Source organism: Paracoccus zhejiangensis (assembly GCF_002847445.1).
Classification (GTDB): domain Bacteria; phylum Pseudomonadota; class Alphaproteobacteria; order Rhodobacterales; family Rhodobacteraceae; genus Paracoccus; species Paracoccus zhejiangensis.
On sequence record NZ_CP025430.1, the window covers coordinates 649,093 to 667,663 of the forward strand.

The 18,571-nt window shown below is 65.6% G+C and carries 26 protein-coding genes; 15 read left to right on the forward strand and 11 right to left on the reverse strand.

Annotated features, from left to right (window positions below):
• The first annotated feature begins 235 nt into the window (after nucleotides 1-235).
• The 6 genes from CX676_RS03295 to CX676_RS03320 all read left to right on the forward strand — a co-directional run bounded on the left by CX676_RS03295 (nucleotide 236) and on the right by CX676_RS03320 (nucleotide 4,020).
• Nucleotides 236-826, forward strand: a complete 591-nt coding sequence (locus tag CX676_RS03295) for a hypothetical protein (protein ID WP_101751342.1) — start codon at nucleotides 236-238, stop codon at nucleotides 824-826.
• Nucleotides 827-828: 2 nt separating this feature from the next.
• Nucleotides 829-1,365 carry a hypothetical protein gene (locus tag CX676_RS03300; protein WP_157935835.1) on the forward strand — a complete coding sequence of 179 codons (537 nt, stop codon included), beginning with the start codon at nucleotides 829-831 and terminating at the stop codon, nucleotides 1,363-1,365.
• A complete protein-coding gene (locus tag CX676_RS03305) occupies nucleotides 1,362-1,943 on the forward strand; it encodes a helix-turn-helix transcriptional regulator (protein ID WP_101751344.1) in 582 nt (193 codons plus the stop codon). The genes CX676_RS03300 and CX676_RS03305 overlap by 4 nt, the downstream gene beginning before the upstream one ends.
• A gap of 336 nt (nucleotides 1,944-2,279) precedes the next feature.
• Nucleotides 2,280-2,780 carry a PepSY domain-containing protein gene (locus CX676_RS03310; protein ID WP_101751345.1) on the forward strand — a complete coding sequence of 167 codons (501 nt, stop codon included), beginning with the start codon at nucleotides 2,280-2,282 and terminating at the stop codon, nucleotides 2,778-2,780.
• Between the two features lie 135 nt (nucleotides 2,781-2,915).
• The gene (locus CX676_RS03315; protein WP_157935836.1) at nucleotides 2,916-3,449 is read left to right on the forward strand and encodes a hypothetical protein; all 534 of its coding nucleotides are present in this window, start codon (nucleotides 2,916-2,918) and stop codon (nucleotides 3,447-3,449) included.
• On the forward strand, nucleotides 3,442-4,020 hold the full coding sequence (locus CX676_RS03320; RefSeq protein WP_101751347.1) for a helix-turn-helix transcriptional regulator: 579 nt from the start codon (nucleotides 3,442-3,444) through the stop codon (nucleotides 4,018-4,020). The genes CX676_RS03315 and CX676_RS03320 overlap by 8 nt, the downstream gene beginning before the upstream one ends.
• Here CX676_RS03320 and CX676_RS03325 read toward each other — a convergent pair.
• The 4 genes from CX676_RS03325 to pth are packed head-to-tail and all read right to left on the reverse strand — an operon-like array spanning nucleotide 3,992 to nucleotide 6,844.
• Nucleotides 3,992-4,645, reverse strand: coding sequence for a DUF4893 domain-containing protein (locus CX676_RS03325; protein WP_157935837.1), 654 nt, complete (start codon nucleotides 4,643-4,645; stop codon nucleotides 3,992-3,994). The two genes, CX676_RS03320 and CX676_RS03325, sit on opposite strands and share 29 nt — an antisense overlap.
• Before the next feature lies 1 nt (nucleotide 4,646).
• Nucleotides 4,647-5,036, reverse strand: a complete 390-nt coding sequence (locus CX676_RS03330; RefSeq protein ID WP_101751349.1) for a DUF2237 family protein — start codon at nucleotides 5,034-5,036, stop codon at nucleotides 4,647-4,649.
• Between the two features lie 39 nt (nucleotides 5,037-5,075).
• On the reverse strand, nucleotides 5,076-6,113 hold the full coding sequence (locus CX676_RS03335; RefSeq protein WP_101751350.1) for a DUF2332 domain-containing protein: 1,038 nt from the start codon (nucleotides 6,111-6,113) through the stop codon (nucleotides 5,076-5,078).
• A complete protein-coding gene (pth, locus tag CX676_RS03340) occupies nucleotides 6,110-6,844 on the reverse strand; it encodes an aminoacyl-tRNA hydrolase (RefSeq protein ID WP_101751351.1) in 735 nt (244 codons plus the stop codon). The genes CX676_RS03335 and pth overlap by 4 nt, the downstream gene beginning before the upstream one ends.
• 154 nt (nucleotides 6,845-6,998) lie before the next feature.
• On the opposite strand from pth, the gene CX676_RS03345 reads away from it, so the two are divergent.
• The 7 genes from CX676_RS03345 (at nucleotide 6,999) to CX676_RS03370 (ending at nucleotide 11,635) form a co-directional block, all read left to right on the forward strand.
• Nucleotides 6,999-7,631 carry an ATP-dependent Clp protease proteolytic subunit gene (locus tag CX676_RS03345; RefSeq protein WP_101751352.1) on the forward strand — a complete coding sequence of 211 codons (633 nt, stop codon included), beginning with the start codon at nucleotides 6,999-7,001 and terminating at the stop codon, nucleotides 7,629-7,631.
• Nucleotides 7,632-7,805: 174 nt separating this feature from the next.
• On the forward strand, nucleotides 7,806-9,071 hold the full coding sequence (gene clpX / locus CX676_RS03350; RefSeq protein WP_101754116.1) for an ATP-dependent Clp protease ATP-binding subunit ClpX: 1,266 nt from the start codon (nucleotides 7,806-7,808) through the stop codon (nucleotides 9,069-9,071).
• A gap of 241 nt (nucleotides 9,072-9,312) precedes the next feature.
• Nucleotides 9,313-9,753 carry a hypothetical protein gene (locus tag CX676_RS22455; RefSeq protein WP_157935838.1) on the forward strand — a complete coding sequence of 147 codons (441 nt, stop codon included), beginning with the start codon at nucleotides 9,313-9,315 and terminating at the stop codon, nucleotides 9,751-9,753.
• A gap of 190 nt (nucleotides 9,754-9,943) precedes the next feature.
• Nucleotides 9,944-10,315, forward strand: a complete 372-nt coding sequence (locus CX676_RS03355) for a RidA family protein (RefSeq protein ID WP_101751353.1) — start codon at nucleotides 9,944-9,946, stop codon at nucleotides 10,313-10,315.
• 90 nt (nucleotides 10,316-10,405) lie between these two features.
• Complete coding sequence (locus CX676_RS03360) at nucleotides 10,406-10,789, forward strand: NADH:ubiquinone oxidoreductase subunit NDUFA12 (protein ID WP_101751354.1); 384 nt, start codon at nucleotides 10,406-10,408, stop codon at nucleotides 10,787-10,789.
• A gap of 1 nt (nucleotide 10,790) precedes the next feature.
• Complete coding sequence (mlaD, locus tag CX676_RS03365) at nucleotides 10,791-11,276, forward strand: outer membrane lipid asymmetry maintenance protein MlaD (RefSeq protein ID WP_101751355.1); 486 nt, start codon at nucleotides 10,791-10,793, stop codon at nucleotides 11,274-11,276.
• The gene (locus CX676_RS03370; RefSeq protein WP_101751356.1) at nucleotides 11,273-11,635 is read left to right on the forward strand and encodes a DUF2155 domain-containing protein; all 363 of its coding nucleotides are present in this window, start codon (nucleotides 11,273-11,275) and stop codon (nucleotides 11,633-11,635) included. Before mlaD ends, CX676_RS03370 begins: the two co-directional genes overlap by 4 nt.
• On the opposite strand, the gene aat is transcribed toward CX676_RS03370, so the two are convergent.
• The 7 genes from aat to hisA all read right to left on the reverse strand — a co-directional run bounded on the left by aat (nucleotide 11,602) and on the right by hisA (nucleotide 16,505).
• Complete coding sequence (gene aat / locus CX676_RS03375; RefSeq protein WP_408634494.1) at nucleotides 11,602-12,180, reverse strand: leucyl/phenylalanyl-tRNA--protein transferase; 579 nt, start codon at nucleotides 12,178-12,180, stop codon at nucleotides 11,602-11,604. The two genes, CX676_RS03370 and aat, sit on opposite strands and share 34 nt — an antisense overlap.
• Nucleotides 12,181-12,232: 52 nt before the next feature.
• A complete protein-coding gene (accC, locus tag CX676_RS03380; protein WP_101751357.1) occupies nucleotides 12,233-13,579 on the reverse strand; it encodes an acetyl-CoA carboxylase biotin carboxylase subunit in 1,347 nt (448 codons plus the stop codon).
• A 7-nt stretch (nucleotides 13,580-13,586) separates the two neighbouring features.
• Nucleotides 13,587-14,102, reverse strand: a complete 516-nt coding sequence (gene accB, locus CX676_RS03385; RefSeq protein WP_101751358.1) for an acetyl-CoA carboxylase biotin carboxyl carrier protein — start codon at nucleotides 14,100-14,102, stop codon at nucleotides 13,587-13,589.
• A gap of 117 nt (nucleotides 14,103-14,219) precedes the next feature.
• Entirely contained in the window at nucleotides 14,220-14,534 is a 315-nt protein-coding gene (locus tag CX676_RS03390; RefSeq protein WP_101751359.1) for a phosphoribosyl-ATP diphosphatase, read from the reverse strand.
• Nucleotides 14,531-15,292, reverse strand: a complete 762-nt coding sequence (hisF, locus tag CX676_RS03395; RefSeq protein ID WP_101754118.1) for an imidazole glycerol phosphate synthase subunit HisF — start codon at nucleotides 15,290-15,292, stop codon at nucleotides 14,531-14,533. Before hisF ends, CX676_RS03390 begins: the two co-directional genes overlap by 4 nt.
• A 44-nt stretch (nucleotides 15,293-15,336) precedes the next feature.
• The gene (locus CX676_RS03400) at nucleotides 15,337-15,789 is read right to left on the reverse strand and encodes a DUF2867 domain-containing protein (protein ID WP_101751360.1); all 453 of its coding nucleotides are present in this window, start codon (nucleotides 15,787-15,789) and stop codon (nucleotides 15,337-15,339) included.
• On the reverse strand, nucleotides 15,789-16,505 hold the full coding sequence (gene hisA, locus CX676_RS03405) for a 1-(5-phosphoribosyl)-5-[(5-phosphoribosylamino)methylideneamino]imidazole-4-carboxamide isomerase (protein ID WP_101751361.1): 717 nt from the start codon (nucleotides 16,503-16,505) through the stop codon (nucleotides 15,789-15,791). Before hisA ends, CX676_RS03400 begins: the two co-directional genes overlap by 1 nt.
• Before the next feature lie 143 nt (nucleotides 16,506-16,648).
• Between hisA and CX676_RS03410 the strand changes: the two genes are divergently transcribed.
• Together CX676_RS03410 and CX676_RS03415 are read left to right on the forward strand one after the other, a co-directional pair.
• Nucleotides 16,649-17,032: a DUF2147 domain-containing protein gene (locus tag CX676_RS03410; RefSeq protein ID WP_101751362.1), complete on the forward strand. Its 384-nt coding sequence runs from the start codon at nucleotides 16,649-16,651 to the stop codon at nucleotides 17,030-17,032.
• A 161-nt stretch (nucleotides 17,033-17,193) separates the two neighbouring features.
• On the forward strand, nucleotides 17,194-18,567 hold the full coding sequence (locus CX676_RS03415) for a GntP family permease (RefSeq protein ID WP_101751363.1): 1,374 nt from the start codon (nucleotides 17,194-17,196) through the stop codon (nucleotides 18,565-18,567).
• Nucleotides 18,568-18,571: the final 4 nt, after the last annotated feature.

Sequence of the window (18,571 nt, forward strand, 5' to 3'; positions counted from 1 at the left end):
CGGAACGGCCGGGGCGAATCTCTCGCCCCGGCCGTTTTCCGTGGCAACGGACCAATCACTGCATTTGCCGGGTTTTTGCGCCGATCGCCGCCCTAAACTTCGGTTTAGGCCCGCGGCATAAACCCCTGGCCAGCATCCCTAAACCCGCCTCGGATGGACTGTCTCCCGTCGCGGTGGCCAGGTTCTCTCACGGCGATCGCCAGGGTGGCGAAGCCCATATTCTCGGAGAGACAGAATGATCGGAAAGAAGAAGCAAAGGCTGCTTGCGGGTGTCGCGGCCTCCGTGCTGATCGCGGGGGCCGGCTATGCGTCGCCGATGCCGCGCGATTTGGTCATGCCGGCGAATGCTTCCGGGCTGGGGCAGATCTGGTTGGCTGCGGCGGGCGAGGACGAGGTTCTTCCGGAAATTCCCGACGAGAATGAACCCTCCGATGTGACCGAGATCGGCGTCGACGTGATCGAGGGCGGCGTGATCGAGGAAGACGGAGACGGAACGATCGCGGTCGAGGTCGATGGCGGCGATGACGCGATCGATCCCGAACTGGGCGATCCTGCGGACGGCTTCGTTGATACCACCGACGGTTTCGTCGAGACGATGGACGAAACCGCGGATTCCGCGGACGGGTTCGTCGACACCTCCGACGGATTCGTTGAGCCGACGGACGGCAGCGTCATGCAATTGGACGATTCCGGCGATATCCCAAAGGAATGGCTGAGGCGCGAGGTCGGCGCGGATGAGCAGGCAGGGCGTCAATCTGGCTCGGTCTCCAATGATGACCTGCCGGCCGCGTTCCTCCGTCTCAAGACGGAAGATCTCAGCCACTAACTGTGCTGAAAAGGCAGATTGACGCTGTCTTTCCCGATCAGCAGAGTCGGGAAAATTTCAACGCCGGGGCACCAACTTGCCCCGGTTCTTCCGTTGGGACCGGAGGTAACATGAAACGTTGGTTCTGCGTCTTGGCTCCCTTGATGGCAATAATGGTGGCAACGCCGGCGCTGGCTCAGGCCGGCGACAACCGCCTGAGCAGCCAGGTCGTTTCGCAACTGCGCGATCAGGGATATGACGAGATCGAGGCCTCGCGCACATGGCTGGGCCGGCTGCGCTTCACGGCGGAACGCGGCGACATGCACCGCGAGATCGTCATCAATCCGAAGACCGGCGAGATCCTGCGCGACCTGCGCAGCAATTTCAGCCAGCTGGCCTCGGACGACCATGATGATGAAACGGGGGGCGAGGCCCACCGGTTCAGGGATGGCGGCGATGTCGAGGCGGTCGGGCAGGAAGACGAGGCTGGTGCGATCGGGATGACACGCGACCTCGAGGCATCGATCGAAGATGGAATCGATCTGACGGAGCCCAAATGAGGTCGAGAACGTCCGGCTTGCGCAGGTTCCTGACCAGAAAGCGGTTGGGCCTGACGCTGCTCTTGTTGTTCCAGATTCTCTGCGCCGCTGTTTTCATCGCGGATATCCTGTCGTCGGTGATCGGGCTGGAAACCAGGCCGCTCAGCTGGCGGTCCCGCGAGATGCTGGAACTGGGGGCCGCGCTTGGCCTGGTGATCGGGATCGCGCTGGGGGCCTGGGCGCTGCGCATGACCGTGGCCGAACGCAACGCGGTCGAGGAACGGCTGCGCCGGGCTTCGGGCGCGTTTGCCGAGATCCTGAACCAGCGCTTTGCCGAATGGCGGCTGACCCCTGCCGAACGCGATGTGGCGCTGTTCGCGATCAAGGGCATGTCCACGGCCGAGATCGCGACCCTGCGCGAGACTTCGGACGGAACGGTGAAGGCGCAGACCAACGCGATCTATCGCAAGGCCGGCGTCAGCGGCCGGACGCAGCTGTTGAGCCTGTTCATCGAAGAGTTGATGCGCGACGACGATCCGCTCAGGTTGGGCAACCCTGCCTCCGAGGTTGCAGGAAGGCCCTCCCGCAGCGTCGCCTGAGATACCTGCCGTCCGATCCTGGAATTTGGGGATGCAGTCTTGTCCCGACATGGACGGATGCGCCCTGGGTGTGATTCTTCACGGCAGTGCCGCAACACCCTGCGAAGGCTGACGACAGTCAAAGGCTTCACGCCTCACGAGCGCATCTGCAGGCAATGAGTGACCAAACCCTAGAGGTTCACCGGGAATCCGCTTCAGTAAAGACCGGAACCCAACACTAATCTTAAGTTTATTGGGCCTATTTCCGACCGTCGACCAATAGCGGGGCCCGCGACAGCCTGCCTAGTCTTGCCCATGCCGGGATGACCCGGCCCGCGAAAAAGAAGGAGCGAGACGATGCGCAGGATTTTGACCCTTACCACCGCAGTGCTGACCGCCGGACTGGTCGGTGGCGTGACGGCGGCCTCGGCCCAGACCATGAACACCGACAACGCTGTCCGGTCGCTGACCGATCAGGGTTTCACCAATATCGAGGTGAAGCGCGACGATGGCCAGCTGGAGATCGAGGGCTGGCGCGGCGAGGAAAAACTGGAAGTGACCTATGACCCGGCCACCGGCGCGGTGGTGAAGCAGGAACGCGAGCGCGTGCCGGGCGGCAAGGCGGCGGATGACCGCGACGACTGGTACGATGATCGCGATGATCGCGATGACCGGGACGACCGCGATGATCGCGACGACCATGACGACCGGGACGATGACCGCGATGGTCATGACGACGACCGGGACGATCATGACGACCGCGATGATCATGACGACCGCGATGACCGGGACGACCGGGACGACCGGGATGATCGCGACGATGACCGGGATGACGACCGGGATGACGACCGCGACTGATTGCGGCAGGGCGTTGATCCGGCGGTGACAAGCCGGACGTTTCGGATCGAGACTTGCGGCAGAACCTGTCAGAGCAGAGAATGGAGAGGGGCGGCGCCTGCCGCCCCGATCCTTCATAAGATGAGGATATCAAGCGTGAGGCGGCACAAGACCCTTTCGGCCGGAATGAAGGCCCTGTCGCTGGCGGTGGTGCTGGCGCTTCCGCCGGCGCAGCTGGTGGCGGCACCGCCGGATGTCGCGGCACAGGTCAGCCAGCAGCTGCGGGCACAGGGCTATCGCCAGATCGAGGTGCGGCGCACCCTTCTGGGCAAGGTCGTGGTCACCGCGCGCGGCAACGGGCATGAGCGCGAGATCGTCATCGACCCGCGCAACGGGGCGCTGCTGCGCGATCTGGTGCGCGAGGATAACGGCGGCGACCACGGTGTCAGCATCGCCCGGGTCGGCAACCGCGGAGATGACGACGAAAAGGACGACGACGACAAGGACGACGACAAGGACGACGGCGACGACAGTTCCGGGTCCGGCAGCGGCGGTGACGACGGCGAGGATGACGACCGTTCCGGCTCGGGCAGCGATGACGGCGACGACGGTGACAGTTCCGGTTCCGGCGGCGGTGGCGACCGCGACAGCGACAGTGACAGCGACAGCGACGATGGGGACGATGACTGACCGGGCCTCCTCATCGGGCCACCTGCTGAAGCACGCCCCCCTGATCGCCCTTCTGGCGTTGCAATCGCTCTGCGCGATCTACCTGGTCCGCGACATGGTGCTGTCGGTGCTGGGCATCTATTACGAGCCGCTGGCCTGGGAATACCTCGAATATCTCGATATCGGCGCGGCGCTTGGGCTGATCGCCGGCATCGTGCTTGGCGGGCACATGCTGGTGCAGTCCCTGCGCCAGCGCCAGCGGGCCGAGGAAAAGCTGCGCCGGGCCCGTACCGCCTTCGCCGATCTGGCGCTGGAGCGCTTTGCCGACTGGGGCCTGTCACCGGCCGAGCGCGAGGTGGCGCTGTTCTCGATCAAGGGCTTGTCGGTGGCCGAGATCGCCGGGCTGCGCGGCACCTCGGAGGGCACGATCAAGGCGCAGGCGGTGGCGGTCTACCGCAAGGCCGGGGTCGCCAACCGCCACCAACTGCTGAGCCTCTTCATCGAGGACATGTTCGACCCGGACCTGATGCCCGCCGCCGTTTCAGCGCCGGATCGGGCCGCGATCACCGCCGCAGCACCAGAACATTCATGACCGATTCCAGGTAGGGGTCGGGAAAGAGGATCCGCCCCCGGTCCGCGCCAGTGAGTTCCACCACGCCAACCTCGGGCAGCATCTGCGCATCGCTCGAGCCGTCCACCACCTCGGGCAGATCGGCATAGGGGAGCGGCTCGCGGTCCCAGGTATAGCCGGTGCCGACATAGATCAGCCGGCCCTCCCGCTCGAACAGCTTGCCCTTGGTCCGCTGCGAGCCGGTGAGCTTGTGGAACCCGCCCTGATCGTCGGCGCGGCAGGCGAAGGGCTGGTAGATGGTCAGGGCCAGCCCGCCGCCCACCTTCATCATCTGGCAGGACCAGTCCCCCGGCATCGCCGCCCTCGCCTCGGCGGGCGGCATCGGCGCGCCGCGCAGGGCGGGCAGCAGCTGGTCGAGGTCGCCGGGCGCGGCATCCGCCATCGCCTGCCGCAGCGCCGCGCCATAGGCGCGATCGGTGCCGTTGAGCCGGCGCAGGTCATCGGCGCGCAGGGTCGTGCCATCGGGCAGTTGCCGCTGTGCCTGGTCCTCGGCGGCAGCGGCCTCGGGGTTGGCATCGCCAGAGGATTGTGCATGGGCCGGCGCGGCCAGTGCAGCCATGAGGGCAAGAGCGGTCAGGCGGGGCATGTCAGTCCTCCGGGTGGGGTCCCGGCTCAACCGCATGGGCCTTCAGCAGTTCCAGCGGCACGATATCAATTGCCCGTGCATGGGTCGCCTCGAGCACCACCTTGGGGGCGGCAAATTCCTCGGCCGCCTGCAGGAAGCGCGCGGCGCAGAGGCACCAGCGGTCGCCCGGCTTCAGCCCGGCAAAGCGGTATTCCGGCCGGGGCGTCGACAGGTCATTGCCCAGATATTTCGACAGCGCGAGAAATTCGGCAGTGACCACGACGCAGACCGTGTGGCTGCCCGCATCCTCGGGGCCGGTATTGCAGCAGCTGTCCCGGTAGAAGCCGGTCAGCGGATCGCTGGAACAGGGGTGCAACTCGCCGCCCAGCACATTGACGGATGGGTGTTTCATGGCCCGAGGCTAACCCGCCGCCGCCCTGCCGCCAAGGGATCAATATGGCGCAGGCTGCCAGTCGACCCAACGGCCATGGAAATCCGCCCGCCCCAGCGACCAGCTTTGATATGCCCCGCTCCAGAGCCGCAATTGCAGCGCCGCGCCGCGCCCGCCATCGGCTTCCATCGACAGATGGGCCAAGGGCGCGGTCGCACTGGCGCGCGCGCCCGCCGCCTGCAGGCAGGCCTCGCAAGCCGCCTGCGTATCGGGCGGGAAATACTGCCAGGCGACGGTGTGATAGACGAGGCGCAGCCGCCCCGGCGCGGGATCAGCCAGCCGCGCCTGCAGCCAGCCGGCGGCATCGTCTTCATGGACCGGCACCGGATGCGCCTTGGCAACTGCCAGCGCCGCCCGCAGCCGGGCCAGCCGTTCCGCCTGATCGGCCCAGCAATAGGCCAGCAGCCGTTCCGCGCCTTTCACAGGATCGACGGGTCGCAGATCCACGCCCTCGGCGGCGCTCACCATAAACTCAGCCTCGGGGAACTCCCCGGTCCATAAAGGCGACAGCACGACTTCACCTGGCAGAAATATCCCGGGGTCCGGGGCAGCGCCCCGGTCCGGCACCAGCCGATAGCGCGCGAAATTGAGGTTCAGCCCCGCCGAGGCGCCAAGTTCCAGCAACTCGAAGGGCAGGGGATGCCGCCCGGCCAGAAACCGCGCCGCCGCGATCAGCGCCGCCGAGCGCCCGACCTCGTTCGTCTGCGGCGGGCTGTCGAGCCACGCCATCACCATCTCCTCATTTGCCGCGATGGCGGCCAGCATCACCTCGGCAGAGGGATCGCCTGCCGCATAGCCAGCCGCCTGCGCCGGTGCGCGGCCCGAGAGGACCAGGTGATGCAGCGCCCCGGCCAGCCGCAGCGGCACGGAGTCCCCGCGCGACGAGGCATCGCCCGGCCAGCCCAGCACCCGCGCCGCCACAGGCCCCTGCGACACCTGCAGCGCCGTGCCAAGCCGCTCGACCACCCGCGCCGTCAGTTCCGACCCGAGCGCGCGGCAGGAGGCCGCCTGATCGGCGAAGGCGCTGCGGACGGTCACCGGAAACGATCGGCCAGCGATTTCAGCTTGTCGCCGAAGCTCTGCGGCGCCTCGGGTGTAGCGGGTTTGGGTTCAGGGGATTTCGGCGTGGCATCAGGGGATTTCGGCGGGACAGGGGTCTTCCCCTCCGCCGCGGGCTTCGCCGCAGCCCCGTCATTCCGCGAGGGTGCCACGCGCCGCGCCACGGCGTTCTGGAACCGTCCGTCCTCGCCCGCCGCCAGATCGGCCGCCCCGTCCGAGATGCCGCGCAGCAGATCGTCCAGCCCCTTCTGTTCGGCCTTGGCGAAATCCGACAGCACATAGCCCGCCACGCGATCCTTGTGCCCCGGATGGCCGATCCCCAGCCGCACCCGGCCATAGTCCGGGCCGAGATGCTGGTGGATCGAGCGCAGCCCGTTATGCCCGGCATGGCCGCCGCCCTGCTTCACCCGGCATTTGCCGGGGCCAAGGTCCAGCTCGTCATGGAAGACCACCACATCCGCCGGCTCCAGCTTCAGATAGCGCATCGCCTCGCCCACGGATTGCCCCGAGAGGTTCATGAAGGTCTGCGGCTTCAACAGCGCCACCCGCTCGGACCCCAGCCGGCCTTCCGAGAACAGCCCCTGAAAGCGCGGTTTCCACGGGCCGAAGCCGTGATCCTCGGCGATCCGGTCCAGCGCCATGAAGCCGATATTGTGGCGGTTCGCGGCATATTTCGCGCCGGGATTGCCCAGCCCCACGAACAGTTTCATCCAAACCTCCGGCCCCGGTCGCGGGGCAATTCACATCCGTCCCTTGCAGCGGACCTCGCCCGTTACTAAGACTCTGTCAACCTTTCGCGTCTATGCCTTTGGACCTCGACCCGGGGCGAATCGTGCGGAACGGACAATCAGGCAAGGAAGACAGATGAGCAATCCGGCAGAAATCTACATGAACACCCTTGTCCCCATGGTCGTCGAACAGACCTCGCGCGGGGAACGGGCCTATGACATCTTCTCGCGCCTGCTGAAGGAACGGATCATCTTCGTGGCGGGTCCCGTGCATGACGGCATGGCCACGCTGATCTCGGCGCAGCTCTTGTTTCTCGAGGCGGAAAATCCGTCGAAGGACATCAGCATGTACATCAACAGCCCCGGCGGCGTGGTGACCTCGGGCCTGTCGATCTATGACACGATGCAATACATCCGCCCGCGCGTCTCGACGCTGGTGGTGGGCCAGGCCTCGTCGATGGGCTCGCTGCTGCTGACGGCGGGGGAAAAGGGCCTGCGCTATTCGCTGCCGAACAGCCGGATCATGGTGCACCAGCCTTCGGGCGGCTTCCGTGGCACCGCGACCGATCTGCTGATCCAGGCCAAGGAGACCGAAAGCCTGAAGCGGCGGCTGAACGAGATCTATGTCAAGCATACTGGCCGCACGCTGGAAGAGGTCGAGACCGCGCTGGACCGCGACAGCTACATGTCGCCGGAAGAGGCGAAGGACTGGGGCCTGATCGACGAGGTTCTGGCGCCGCGTGGCAAGGCCGAACCCGAGAAGAAATAGGCCCGAATGCTCGACGTATTGGGGATTGTGACGCGACGCGGCGAACCCTAACATAGAGGCAAGGCCCGGCCCGGGCATCCTGCGGGCCGGTCGGGGGCAATTCGGGCGGATCAGGATCCGTCTGCACGGGCCAAGGGGCGGGGGTGCCCCGAGGCGATGGAAGGAAAGAAGTCGATGGCCAACCAGTCCGGCGGAGACAGCAAGAACACGCTCTATTGCAGCTTCTGCGGCAAGAGCCAGCACGAGGTGCGCAAGCTGATTGCGGGCCCGACCGTCTTCATCTGCGACGAATGTGTCGAACTGTGCATGGATATCATCCGCGAGGAAACCAAGTCCTCGGGGCTGAAATCGGGCGAGGGCGTGCCCACCCCGCGCGAGATCTGCGCGGTGCTGGATGATTACGTCATCGGCCAGGAACATGCCAAGCGCGTGCTCTCGGTTGCGGTGCACAACCACTACAAGCGGCTGAACCATGGCTCGAAATCGGATATCGAGCTGGCGAAGTCGAACATCCTGCTGATCGGCCCGACGGGCTGCGGCAAGACGCTTCTGGCACAGACGCTGGCGCGCATCCTCGATGTGCCCTTCACCATGGCCGATGCGACCACGCTGACCGAAGCCGGCTATGTCGGCGAGGATGTGGAAAACATCATCCTGAAGCTGCTGCAGGCCTCGGAATACAATGTCGAGCGGGCGCAGCGCGGCATCGTCTATATCGACGAAGTGGACAAGATCACCCGCAAATCCGACAACCCCTCGATCACCCGCGATGTCTCGGGCGAGGGTGTGCAGCAGGCGCTGTTGAAGATCATGGAAGGCACGGTCGCCTCGGTGCCGCCGCAGGGCGGGCGCAAGCATCCGCAGCAGGAGTTCCTGCAGGTGGACACGACCAATATTCTGTTCATCTGCGGCGGCGCCTTTGCCGGGCTGGAGCGGATCATCCAGCAGCGCAACAAGGGCAGCGCCATGGGCTTCGGCGCGGCGGTCAAGGAAAACGACACGCGCGGCGTGGGCGAGACCTTCAAGGAACTCGAGCCCGAGGACCTGCTGAAATTCGGCCTGATCCCGGAATTCGTCGGCCGTCTGCCGGTCATCGCCACGCTGACCGATCTGGATGAAGAGGCGCTGATCATCATCCTGACCAAGCCCAAGAACGCGCTGGTCAAGCAGTACCAGCGGCTGTTCGATCTGGAAAACGTGCAGCTGACCTTTACCGAGGATGCGCTGACCGCCATCGCCAAGCGCGCCATCCAGCGCAAGACCGGCGCGCGCGGCCTGCGCTCGATCATGGAAGACATCCTCCTGGATACCATGTTCGAACTGCCGGGTCTGACCAGCGTGGAAGAGGTGGTCGTGAACGAAGAGGCGGTCGACAACCCCGCCGCCAAGCCGCTGCTGATCCATGCCGACCAGAAAAAGGAAACCGCGACCGCCGGCTGAGGCTGGGGCGCGGGAGAAACCGGTAAAGGGCCGCCGCAGGGTGGCCTTTTTTCGTGGGTGACGCGAGTGGGAGATGGCGAGGTTTGGGGGGGAGTGTGTGTTCCGAGGCCAGAGCTGCCATGCGGCAACTACCTTCCTCGTGTCCGCTTGCGATCCCGCTCCATCCTCAGTTAGCCCTTGCTCTTATGCATGGAAGCCGCAATCTTAATCCCGATACTTGAACTCAAGTTTGGGATGACGGATGTTTGGTTTTCTAAGAAAACTGCGGGGATTCTCCGGCAATACTAGCGCAGATTTTCCTGGCGCTTTCTCTGCCTCGCAAATCATCTTCCTTCAGCTCCCATTTTGCGATCTGGATCCGATCAGTTTATGCGCCAAACTCGAGGATGATGAGTTTGCTTTAGGCTATCTGTTCGGGGTGGCTGATATGGCGAACTACCAGTTCAACCGATCCGCTACCGGCGATCAGGATGCTGCGCTGAACTACATTCGACATGTGTTCATCGAGTCACTTGGTGGAGACGGGGAAGAGCGTTTCATGCAGGCACTTCGTAGGCAGTCATCGCCGGTTTTCGGACAAGGGCGGCAAGTGGGAGCTGACGATCTTGGAGGTTGGTTGCAATCTCAAGGGCAACGGCATGCATTGGGCCTCGCTCGGCATTTCTCTGAGCTGTCACGCTAAGGCAGACATTGGTCGCTACCGCGACGAACGGCAGCTAGTTCGCGTTGCGGACATCCATACCCAACTTCCGAAAGGTTCTTCGACAGCTTCTGTTCTGTATGACTTCGTAAACCTGAGATATTCCAACCACAGGCATCATTTACTGTAACGCGCCGGGCCGCAGGCCGGCCCTTTTCATTGGGAGAACGCGATGATCCGGCGGATATCCTCAGGCGGTGTCTACGAGCAGAAGATCGGCTATTGCCGGGCGGTGGTGGCCAATGGCATGGTCCATGTCGCGGGCACGGTGGCCACGGGCGATCCGGTGCCCGGGAACGTGGTCGACCAATGCCGCTCGGCGCTGGCGGTGATCGGGCGGGCGCTGACCGAGGCCGGGTCGGGTTTCGACCAGGTGATCCGCGTCACCTATATGCTGCCCGACCGGGCCGAGTTCGAACCCTGCTGGCCGCTTCTGGCCGAGACCTTCGGCCCCAATCCGCCCGCAGCCACCATGATCGAATGCGGGCTGATCGACCCGAAATACCGCATCGAGATCGAGGTGACGGCGCTTGTGCCAAAGTGAACCCGGACGGTCGCAGGGACCGGCTCGGCTCTGGACCTTTGGCGGTGATTGCGCCATACCAAACGGGATATTCCTTGGAGCATCCGACCCATGTCCGTGAAATCCCTCGCGCTTCGCTTTTTCACCTGGTGGAACAGCGAAACCTGGAACACGCAATTCTGGACCTGGCGCTATGGCCAGAAGGTCGGCGAGGACAGCCAGGGCAATATCTTCTACCAGGACAAGACCGGCGCGCGTCGTTGGGTGATCTATAACGGCGAGGCCGAGGCCAGCCGGGTCGATCCCGAATGGCATGGCTGGCTGCACCACACCTGGGCCGAGCCGCCGACCAAGGCGCCGCTGCCGCATCGCCCCTGGGAAAAGCCGCACCTGCCGAACCTGACCGGCACCGGCGAGGCCTATCGCCCCGATGGCTCGATCTATCGCACCGATCCCGCCAAGCGCAGCGATTACGACGCCTGGCAGCCGGAATAACATGTCTGCTTCCGCCGAGCATCGGGCCGAGCTGATCGCCGGCGCCGCGGTTCTGGCCGTCGCGCTGGGGTTCCTGGGCTGGTCGGCCGGGCGTGACCTGCTGCCCGGCAGTGCCAGCGGTTACGACCTGATCGCCTCGTTTCCCGATGTCGATGGCGTCGAGGTTGGCACCGAGGTGCGGCTGGCGGGCGTGCGCGTCGGCCGTGTCACCGATATCTCGCTGAACCCGCAGACCTACATGGCCGATGCGGTGATCCGCGTGCCCGAGGATGTGCTGCTGCCCGCCGACAGCGCCGCGCTGATCCAGTCCGACGGGCTGCTCGGTGGCGCCTATATCCAGCTTCAACCCGGCGGCAGCATGGACAACCTTGCCCCCGGCGACGAGATCGAGGACGTGCAGGGCGCGGTCAGCCTGATCTCGCTGATGATGAAATTCGTCGACAGCCAGGCCAGCGATGGGGATAGCGACAGTGGGGCCAGCCAATGATCCGCCGTCTTGCCTTGATGACCGCTGCCCTTGCCGCCCTGACCCTGCCCGTCGCGGCGCAGGAGGTGGCGCGCGGCAAAGGTGCGCTGCTCCGCGGGCTCGACAAGGTTTCGGGCCAGACCACCGATCTGATGGTCGCCGTGGGCGAGGCCGCGCGTTATGGCCGGCTCGAGGTGCGTCTGGGGGAATGCCGCTATCCGGCGGGCGATCCCAGTTCGGATGCCTATGCGCAGCTGAGCATCACCGACATGAGCGAGAACACCACCATCTTCAGCGGCTGGATGATCGCCTCATCGCCCGCGCTCTCGGCGCTGGATGATGCCCGCTATGATGTCTGGGTGATCTCCTGCCAAAGCTGATCGGCTGACAGAAGCGGCCGCGCCGTCAGATCGGCCTGATGCTTCAGCGCCTGTGTCAACTGCCGGCGATAGCTGGCGCGGGGGATCTCGGTTCCGCCCATGCGCGCCAGGTGCGGCGTCAGGAATTGCGTGTCGAACAGGGTGAAGCCGCAGCGCGACAGCTGCGACGAGATCCAGATCAGCGCCATTTTCGAGCCATTGGTCCGCGCCGAGACCATGGATTCGCCAAAGAAGGCCGACCCCAGCGTGACGCCGAAGATGCCACCGGCGAATTGCCCGTCATGGCGCACCTCCAGCGCGGCGGCGTGGCCCGCCTGGTGCAGCTGGCTGTAAAGCTCGGACAGGGGCGCGTTGATCCAGGTTTCGTCCCGCGCCGCGCAGGCCGAGACCACGGCATCGAAATCGCCATCGAGATGCGCCGACCAGCCGCCGCGCCTCAGATCCCTGAGCAGCGAGCGCGAGGCATGGACGCCGCCCACCGGCAGGACGCCCCGGCGCAGCGGATCGAACCAGTGCAGCGTCGGGTCGTCGGCGCTGGCGGCCATCGGGAAAATGCCCTGGGCATAGCCCGCCAGCAATTGCCGCGGCGTCAGCACCTCAGCCGTAATGCTTGTCCAGCCAGCGTTCCAGCCAGTGGATCGAGTAATTGCCGGCGAGGATGTCCGGCTCTTGCAGCAGCGCGTCGAACAGCGGCACCGTGGTATCAACCCCGTCCACGATCAACTCGCCAAGCGCGCGCGACAGCCGGGCCAGCGCCTCGGGCCGGTCGCGGCCATGCACGATCAGCTTGCCGATGAGGCTGTCGTAATAGGGCGGGATGCGGTAGCCGTCATAGATGGCGCTGTCCATGCGCACGCCCAGGCCGCCCGGCGCGTGGTACTGGCTGATCCGGCCGGGGCTGGGGGTGAAACCCGGCACCTTCTCGGCATTGATCCGGACCTCGATGGCATGGCCGTTGATCTTCAGATCGTCTTGGGTGAATTCCATCTCTTCGCCGGCGGCAACGAGGATCTGCTGACGCACCAAGTCGACGCCGAAGATGGCTTCCGTCACCGGATGCTCGACCTGCAGGCGGGTGTTCATCTCGATGAAATAGAACTCGCCATCCTCATAGAGGAATTCGATCGTGCCGGCGCCGGCATATTGGATCTTGGCAACGGCATCGGCGCAGATCTTGCCGATCCGGGCGCGTTCTTCCGGGGTGATGGCCGGGCCGGGAGCCTCTTCCAGCACCTTCTGGTGACGCCGTTGCAGCGAGCAGTCGCGCTCGCCCAGATGCACGGCCTTGCCACGGCCGTCACCAAAGACCTGGATCTCGATATGGCGCGGGCGCTGAAGGTATTTCTCGATATAGACATCCGGGTTGCCGAAGGCCGCCTTGGCCTCGGCGCGGGCGGTGCGGAAGGCGACCTCGAGGCCCTTCTCGTCCTGCGCCACCTTCATGCCGCGACCACCGCCGCCCGCCGTGGCCTTGATGATGACCGGATAGCCGATCTCTTGTGCCACCGCCTTGGCGGTCTCCATGTCATCGACGCCGCCGGCCGAACCGGGAACCACCGGAATGCCAAGCTCCTTGGCGGTTTCCTTGGCGGTGATCTTGTCGCCCATGATGCGGATATGCTCGGCCCGGGGGCCGATGAAGGTGATGCCGTGATCTTCCAGCATCTGCACGAAATTGGCGTTCTCCGACAGGAAGCCATAGCCCGGATGGATCGCCTGCGCCCCGGTGATCTCGCAGGCCGAGATGATCGCGGGCATGGACAGGTAGCTGTCGGTCGAGGGCGCCGGGCCGATGCAGACCGATTCGTCGGCCATGCGCACATGCATCGCGTCGGAATCGGCGGTGGAATGGACGGCGACGGACTGGATGCCCATCTCGCGGCAGGCGCGGATCACGCGCAGGGCGATCTCGCCCCGGTTGGCGATCAGGATCTTGTCGAACATCAGCGCCTCACTCGACGACCATCAGGGGCGCGCCGAACTCGACCGGGTTGCCATCGTCGACGAGGATGCGCTTCACCGTGCCCGCGCGGGGCGAGGGGATGTGGTTCATCGTCTTCATCGCCTCGACGATCATCAGCGTATCGCCCTCGGCGACCTGCTGGCCGATGGTGACGAAGGGCGCGGCGCCCGGTTCGGCCGAGAGATAGGCGGTGCCGACCATGGGCGAGGTGACGACGCCGGGCAGGCTGGCCGGGTCGTCGCTGGAGGCCGCGGGGGCAGCACCTGCCGCCGGGGCGGCAGCAGCAGCCACCGGCGCGGCGGCGGGGGCATAGGCGGGGGCGGCGGCCTGAACCACCACCTGCTTGCCCTGCTTGGACAGGCTGACGGTCAGGCGGTCATGCTCGCCATATTCCCGCTTGACCGAAAGCTCGCTCAACTCGCTGGCGTTCAGAAGCTCGGCCAGGGACTGGATGAAGGCCACGTCGCCCTCGTGATGCTTGCTTTCTTTGGAGTCGTTGCTCATGCGGACCTCTGCCGTGTGTTCATGCCGCCCTTTTTCTGGTCGCGGCGGTTCAGTCGCTTATAGCCGCTTCGATGACCCAAGGGGAAGGGAGTAGCGGCATATTCGGGTCAATCCGCCCTAGGCGGGTCGGCCGGCCTTTTCCTCGATGCCGGATTTGCCTTCGCGGCGGGCAAGTTCTGCCTCGACATCGGCCAGCGTCAGGTCGCGCGCTGCCAGCATGACGAGGAGGTGATAAAGCACGTCTGCCGCTTCCGAGGTCAGCCGGGCGCGGTCGCCCTTCACCGCCTCGATGATCGCCTCGATGGATTCCTCGCCGAATTTCTCGGCGCATTTCTCGGGGCCTTTTGCCAGCAGCTTGGCCGTCCAGCTGGTGTCGGGATCGCCACCCTTGCGCGCATCGATGGTGGCGGCGAGGCGGTCAAGCGCGCTCATGTCAGCCTCATCGGGATGCCGGCGGCGGCCATATGGGCCTTGGCCTCGGCGATGGAGAAGGTGCCGAAATGGAAAATCGAGGCGGCCAGCACCGCGCTGGCATGGCCCTCGGTCACGCCCTCGACCAGATGGTCCAGCGTGCCGACGCCGCCCGAAGCGATGACCGGGATGCCGACGGCATCCGAGATCGCCCGCGTCAGCGGCAGGTTATAACCTGATTTGGTGCCGTCGCGGTCCATGCTGGTCAACAGGATCTCGCCCGCGCCCTTGGCCTCGGCGAGGCGGGCGAATTCGACCGCGTCAATGCCGGTGGCCTTGCGCCCACCATGGGTGAAGATCTCCCATTTTCCCGGCGTCACGGTCTTGGCGTCGACGGCCACGACGATGCACTGGCTGCCGAAGCGGTCGGCGGCCTCGGCCACCACGTCCGGGTTGGCGACGGCGGCCGAGTTGAAGCTGACCTTGTCGGCGCCGGCGAGCAGCAGCGCGCGCACATCCTGATGGCTGCGCACCCCGCCGCCCACGGTCAGCGGCACGAAGCATTGCTCGGCCGTGCGGGTCACCAGGTCGAACATGGTGCCGCGGTTCTCATGGGTGGCGTGGATGTCGAGAAAGCAGATCTCGTCCGCGCCAGCGGCGTCATAGGCACGGGCGGCCTCGACCGGGTCACCGGCATCGACGAGATCGACGAAATTGACGCCCTTGACCACGCGGCCATCGGCGACATCGAGACAGGGGATGATGCGCGTCTTCAGCATGGCGCGGTCATAGCGCGCATTCACGGGCCGGGAAAGGGGGGCGGTCAGCGATCCGCAACGCGACCAAGGGCATTGCGCGACATGAGGATATGGAAGGGCATGACGGTCGCCAGATAGGCGCGGCCCGCGAGATTGTGGCAATGCACCCAGGTCGCGCCATAGACGATGCCCGACTGGCGCAGCACCGCGATGCGGAAATCCAGATGGCGGTCATCGAGGCCGAGGATGATCTCGTCCGGGGTGTCGCTGACGACCGGGAAGATGCCGATCGCGTCGCTTCCCGGCTTGGCTCCGGTCTTCAGACCGAACGGTGCGACAATGGCGTTGCGTAGCGACAAGAGCCCGCGCGCCCATCCGGGCATGGCGAAGGCCAGCTGCGCGGCCTCTCGCGGGGGCAGGTCGGCCCGGGTGGCATAGCAATCCATGAAATCGCCCTTGCCCATCCGGTCCCAGAGGGCCGAGGAGGCGGGCAGGTCTGCCTTGCGCACCCGGCCCATCAGGCCAGCGACCTCAGCGCCTCGGCCAGGTCGATCGCCCCATCATAGAGCGCCCGGCCCGAGATGGCGCCGGCGATGATGCGGGTGTCGTTCAGCGCCTTGAGATCGGCCATCGAGGACACACCGCCCGAGGCGATGACCGGGATGGTGACGGCGCGGGCCAGTGCCTCGGTCGCCGCGACATTCGGCCCCTGCATGGCGCCGTCGCGGTCGATATCGGTATAGATGATCGCGGCCACGCCCGCGTCCTGGAATTGCCGGGCCAGGTCGGTGACCATGACATTGGTTTCCTCGGCCCAACCCCGGGTGGCCACGCGGCCATTGCGGGCATCGATGCCGACGGCGATCTTGCCGGGAAAGGCCATGGCCGCCTCGCGCACCAGGTCGGGCTGTTCGACGGCCACGGTGCCAAGGATCACGCGGGCGAGGCCCTTGTCCAGCCAGCCCTCGATCGTCGCCATGTCGCGGATGCCGCCGCCCAGCTGCGCCGGGATGCTGGTCGCGTTCAGAATGGCCTCGACCGCCGCGCCATTCACCGGCTTGCCGGCGAAGGCCCCGTTCAGGTCGACGAGGTGCAGCCATTCGGCCCCGGCCTGCTGGAAGGCCAGTGCCTGCGCCGCCGGATCGGTGCCGAAGACGGTCGCCGCCTCCATCTCGCCGCGCAACAGGCGCACGCAGTTTCCGTCCTTCAGGTCGATGGCGGGATAGAGGATCATGGGGGGACTCCGGCTGCTTCGCGGCGGGTGTGGCACAGGCGCGCCGGAAGGTGAAGGGCCGGACCCCACGTCATGCTTGATCGGTGGCGGGTGGCCGCGCATGATCCGCTGCAGATCATTTCCTGAGGAGGGGAAATAGCCCAATGAAGACCTTTGCCTTGGCCGCCGCCTTTGCCCTTGCCGCGGTTGCCGCCCATGCCGACCCGATCGAAGGTGTCTGGCAGACCCAGCCCGATGACGGCGCCTTCGCCCATGTGACCATCGCCCCCTGCGGCAATGCCTATTGCGGCACCATCACCCGCGCCTTCAAGGACAAGGCCGAATTTGCCTCGCCCAACGTCGGCAAGCAGATCGTACGCAGCATGGTCGCCAAGGGCGACGGTAACTACGAGGGCCAGGTCTGGCGGCCGGCGAATGACAAGGTCTATAACGGCAAGGCCTCGGTCAGCGGCAACCAGATGAGCCTCGCGGGCTGCGTCGCCGGCGGGCTGATCTGCAAAAGCCAGACTTGGGTGAAGATCCAGTAATCGCGGCCAGCGATCCTGACGGACGGCCCCCGTTTCGGGGGCCGTTTTGCATTCGGGGGTGAGGGAATTGCGGCAGACTCGCCTTGCACGGGTCCGCGATCTGCGAGACATGACGGTTAAGGACCGCCCGTTGGGGGCGGGGTGTAACGAGGGAGTGTTTCATGGGTCTCATCGGGATTTTCCTGTCGCTCGGCCTGCTGATGTACCTGGCCTATCGCGGCATCAACGTGCTGATCCTCGCGCCGCTGCTGGCGCTGCTGGCGACGCTGATGGCGGGCGACCTGCCGCTGCTGGCGACCTATACGCAGGTCTTCATGAAGGCGCTTGGCGGCTATGTCGTTCTCTATTTCCCGCTGTTCCTTCTGGGCGCGATCTTCGGCAAGGTGATGGCCGACAGCGGCTCGGCCCGGGTCATTGCCGAGAAGATCGTCGAGCGGGTCGGCGCCGGTCAGGCGATCACCGCCGTGGTGCTGGCCTGCGGGGTGCTGACCTATGGCGGGGTGTCGCTGTTCGTGGTGGCCTTCGCTATCTATCCGATCGCCAACGCACTGTTCCGCCGCGCGGATATCCCCAAGCGCTTGCTTCCGGCGACCATCGCGCTCGGCTCCTTCACCTTCACCATGACCGCGCTGCCCGGCACGCCGGCGATCCAGAACGCCATTCCGATGCCCTTCTTCGGCACCAATGCCTTTGCCGCGCCGCTTCTGGGTACGCTAGCGGGCGCGATCATGATCGCCGGGGGGATCCTCTGGCTCAATCGCCGCGCGGCCTGGGCGGGGGGCGAGGGCTATGGCACCCATCCGCGCATGGCCGCCGACAGCTCGCTCTCTGATGACGCCACGCTGCCGGGATTTGCGCTGGCCATTGCGCCGGTGGTGCTGGTGATCCTGTTGAACGCCAGTTTCACCTACCTGGTGATCCCGAACATGGACACGGCCTATCTCGCCCAGCCCGAATATGGCGCGACCACGATCAGCTCGGTCGCCGGTACCTGGGCGATCATCGTGGCGCTGCTGGCGGCGATCCTGCTGGCGCTGGCGCTGAACTGGTCGCGCTTTACCGAGGTGAAGGAGACGGTGAACGCCGGCACGATGGGGTCGCTGCTGCCGATCTTCAACACCGCCTCGGAAGTGGGTTATGGCGCGGTCATCGCCAGCCTGCCGGCCTTTGCCATCATCCGCGACGCGGTGCTGGGCCTCTTCCCCGACAATCCGGTTGCCTCGCTGGCGGTTGCAGTGAACGTGCTGGCGGGGATCACCGGCTCGGCCTCGGGCGGCATGTCCATCGCGCTGAACGCGCTTGGCGAGCAGTTCGCCCAGATGGGGCAGGCGCAGGGGATCAGCATGGAGCTGATGCACCGGGTCACCGCGCTCTCCTCGGGCGGGTTCGACGCGCTGCCCCATAACGGGGCGGTCATCACGCTTCTGGGGATTTGCGGGCTGACGCACAGGCAAAGCTATGCTGATATCTTCGTCGTCGCCGTGGCGATTCCGGTCCTTGCGACCATCTGCGTGATTCTGCTCGGCTCGGTCTAGTCCC

Excerpts from the sequence above, each read along its gene's own strand:
- accB (WP_101751358.1), bottom strand. The coding sequence starts at position 14,102 with ATGAGCAACGACTCCAAAGAAAGCAAGCATCACGAGGGCGACGTGGCC.
- CX676_RS03370 (WP_101751356.1), top strand. The coding sequence starts at position 11,273 with ATGATCCGCCGTCTTGCCTTGATGACCGCTGCCCTTGCCGCCCTGACC.
- hisF (WP_101754118.1), bottom strand. The coding sequence starts at position 15,292 with ATGCTGAAGACGCGCATCATCCCCTGTCTCGATGTCGCCGATGGCCGC.
- mlaD (WP_101751355.1), top strand. The coding sequence starts at position 10,791 with ATGTCTGCTTCCGCCGAGCATCGGGCCGAGCTGATCGCCGGCGCCGCG.
- CX676_RS03295 (WP_101751342.1), top strand. The coding sequence starts at position 236 with ATGATCGGAAAGAAGAAGCAAAGGCTGCTTGCGGGTGTCGCGGCCTCC.
- CX676_RS03330 (WP_101751349.1), bottom strand. The coding sequence starts at position 5,036 with ATGAAACACCCATCCGTCAATGTGCTGGGCGGCGAGTTGCACCCCTGT.
- hisA (WP_101751361.1), bottom strand. The coding sequence starts at position 16,505 with ATGATCCTCTATCCCGCCATCGACCTGAAGGACGGAAACTGCGTGCGC.
- CX676_RS03355 (WP_101751353.1), top strand. The coding sequence starts at position 9,944 with ATGATCCGGCGGATATCCTCAGGCGGTGTCTACGAGCAGAAGATCGGC.
- pth (WP_101751351.1), bottom strand. The coding sequence starts at position 6,844 with ATGAAACTGTTCGTGGGGCTGGGCAATCCCGGCGCGAAATATGCCGCG.
- clpX (WP_101754116.1), top strand. The coding sequence starts at position 7,806 with ATGGCCAACCAGTCCGGCGGAGACAGCAAGAACACGCTCTATTGCAGC.
- CX676_RS03360 (WP_101751354.1), top strand. The coding sequence starts at position 10,406 with ATGTCCGTGAAATCCCTCGCGCTTCGCTTTTTCACCTGGTGGAACAGC.
- accC (WP_101751357.1), bottom strand. The coding sequence starts at position 13,579 with ATGTTCGACAAGATCCTGATCGCCAACCGGGGCGAGATCGCCCTGCGC.
- CX676_RS03400 (WP_101751360.1), bottom strand. The coding sequence starts at position 15,789 with ATGGGCCGGGTGCGCAAGGCAGACCTGCCCGCCTCCTCGGCCCTCTGG.
- CX676_RS03310 (WP_101751345.1), top strand. The coding sequence starts at position 2,280 with ATGCGCAGGATTTTGACCCTTACCACCGCAGTGCTGACCGCCGGACTG.
- CX676_RS22455 (WP_157935838.1), top strand. The coding sequence starts at position 9,313 with ATGTTTGGTTTTCTAAGAAAACTGCGGGGATTCTCCGGCAATACTAGC.
- CX676_RS03325 (WP_157935837.1), bottom strand. The coding sequence starts at position 4,645 with ATGCCCCGCCTGACCGCTCTTGCCCTCATGGCTGCACTGGCCGCGCCG.
- CX676_RS03415 (WP_101751363.1), top strand. The coding sequence starts at position 17,194 with ATGGGTCTCATCGGGATTTTCCTGTCGCTCGGCCTGCTGATGTACCTG.
- CX676_RS03305 (WP_101751344.1), top strand. The coding sequence starts at position 1,362 with ATGAGGTCGAGAACGTCCGGCTTGCGCAGGTTCCTGACCAGAAAGCGG.
- CX676_RS03410 (WP_101751362.1), top strand. The coding sequence starts at position 16,649 with ATGAAGACCTTTGCCTTGGCCGCCGCCTTTGCCCTTGCCGCGGTTGCC.
- CX676_RS03390 (WP_101751359.1), bottom strand. The coding sequence starts at position 14,534 with ATGAGCGCGCTTGACCGCCTCGCCGCCACCATCGATGCGCGCAAGGGT.
- aat (WP_408634494.1), bottom strand. The coding sequence starts at position 12,180 with ATGGCCGCCAGCGCCGACGACCCGACGCTGCACTGGTTCGATCCGCTG.
- CX676_RS03345 (WP_101751352.1), top strand. The coding sequence starts at position 6,999 with ATGAGCAATCCGGCAGAAATCTACATGAACACCCTTGTCCCCATGGTC.
- CX676_RS03320 (WP_101751347.1), top strand. The coding sequence starts at position 3,442 with ATGACTGACCGGGCCTCCTCATCGGGCCACCTGCTGAAGCACGCCCCC.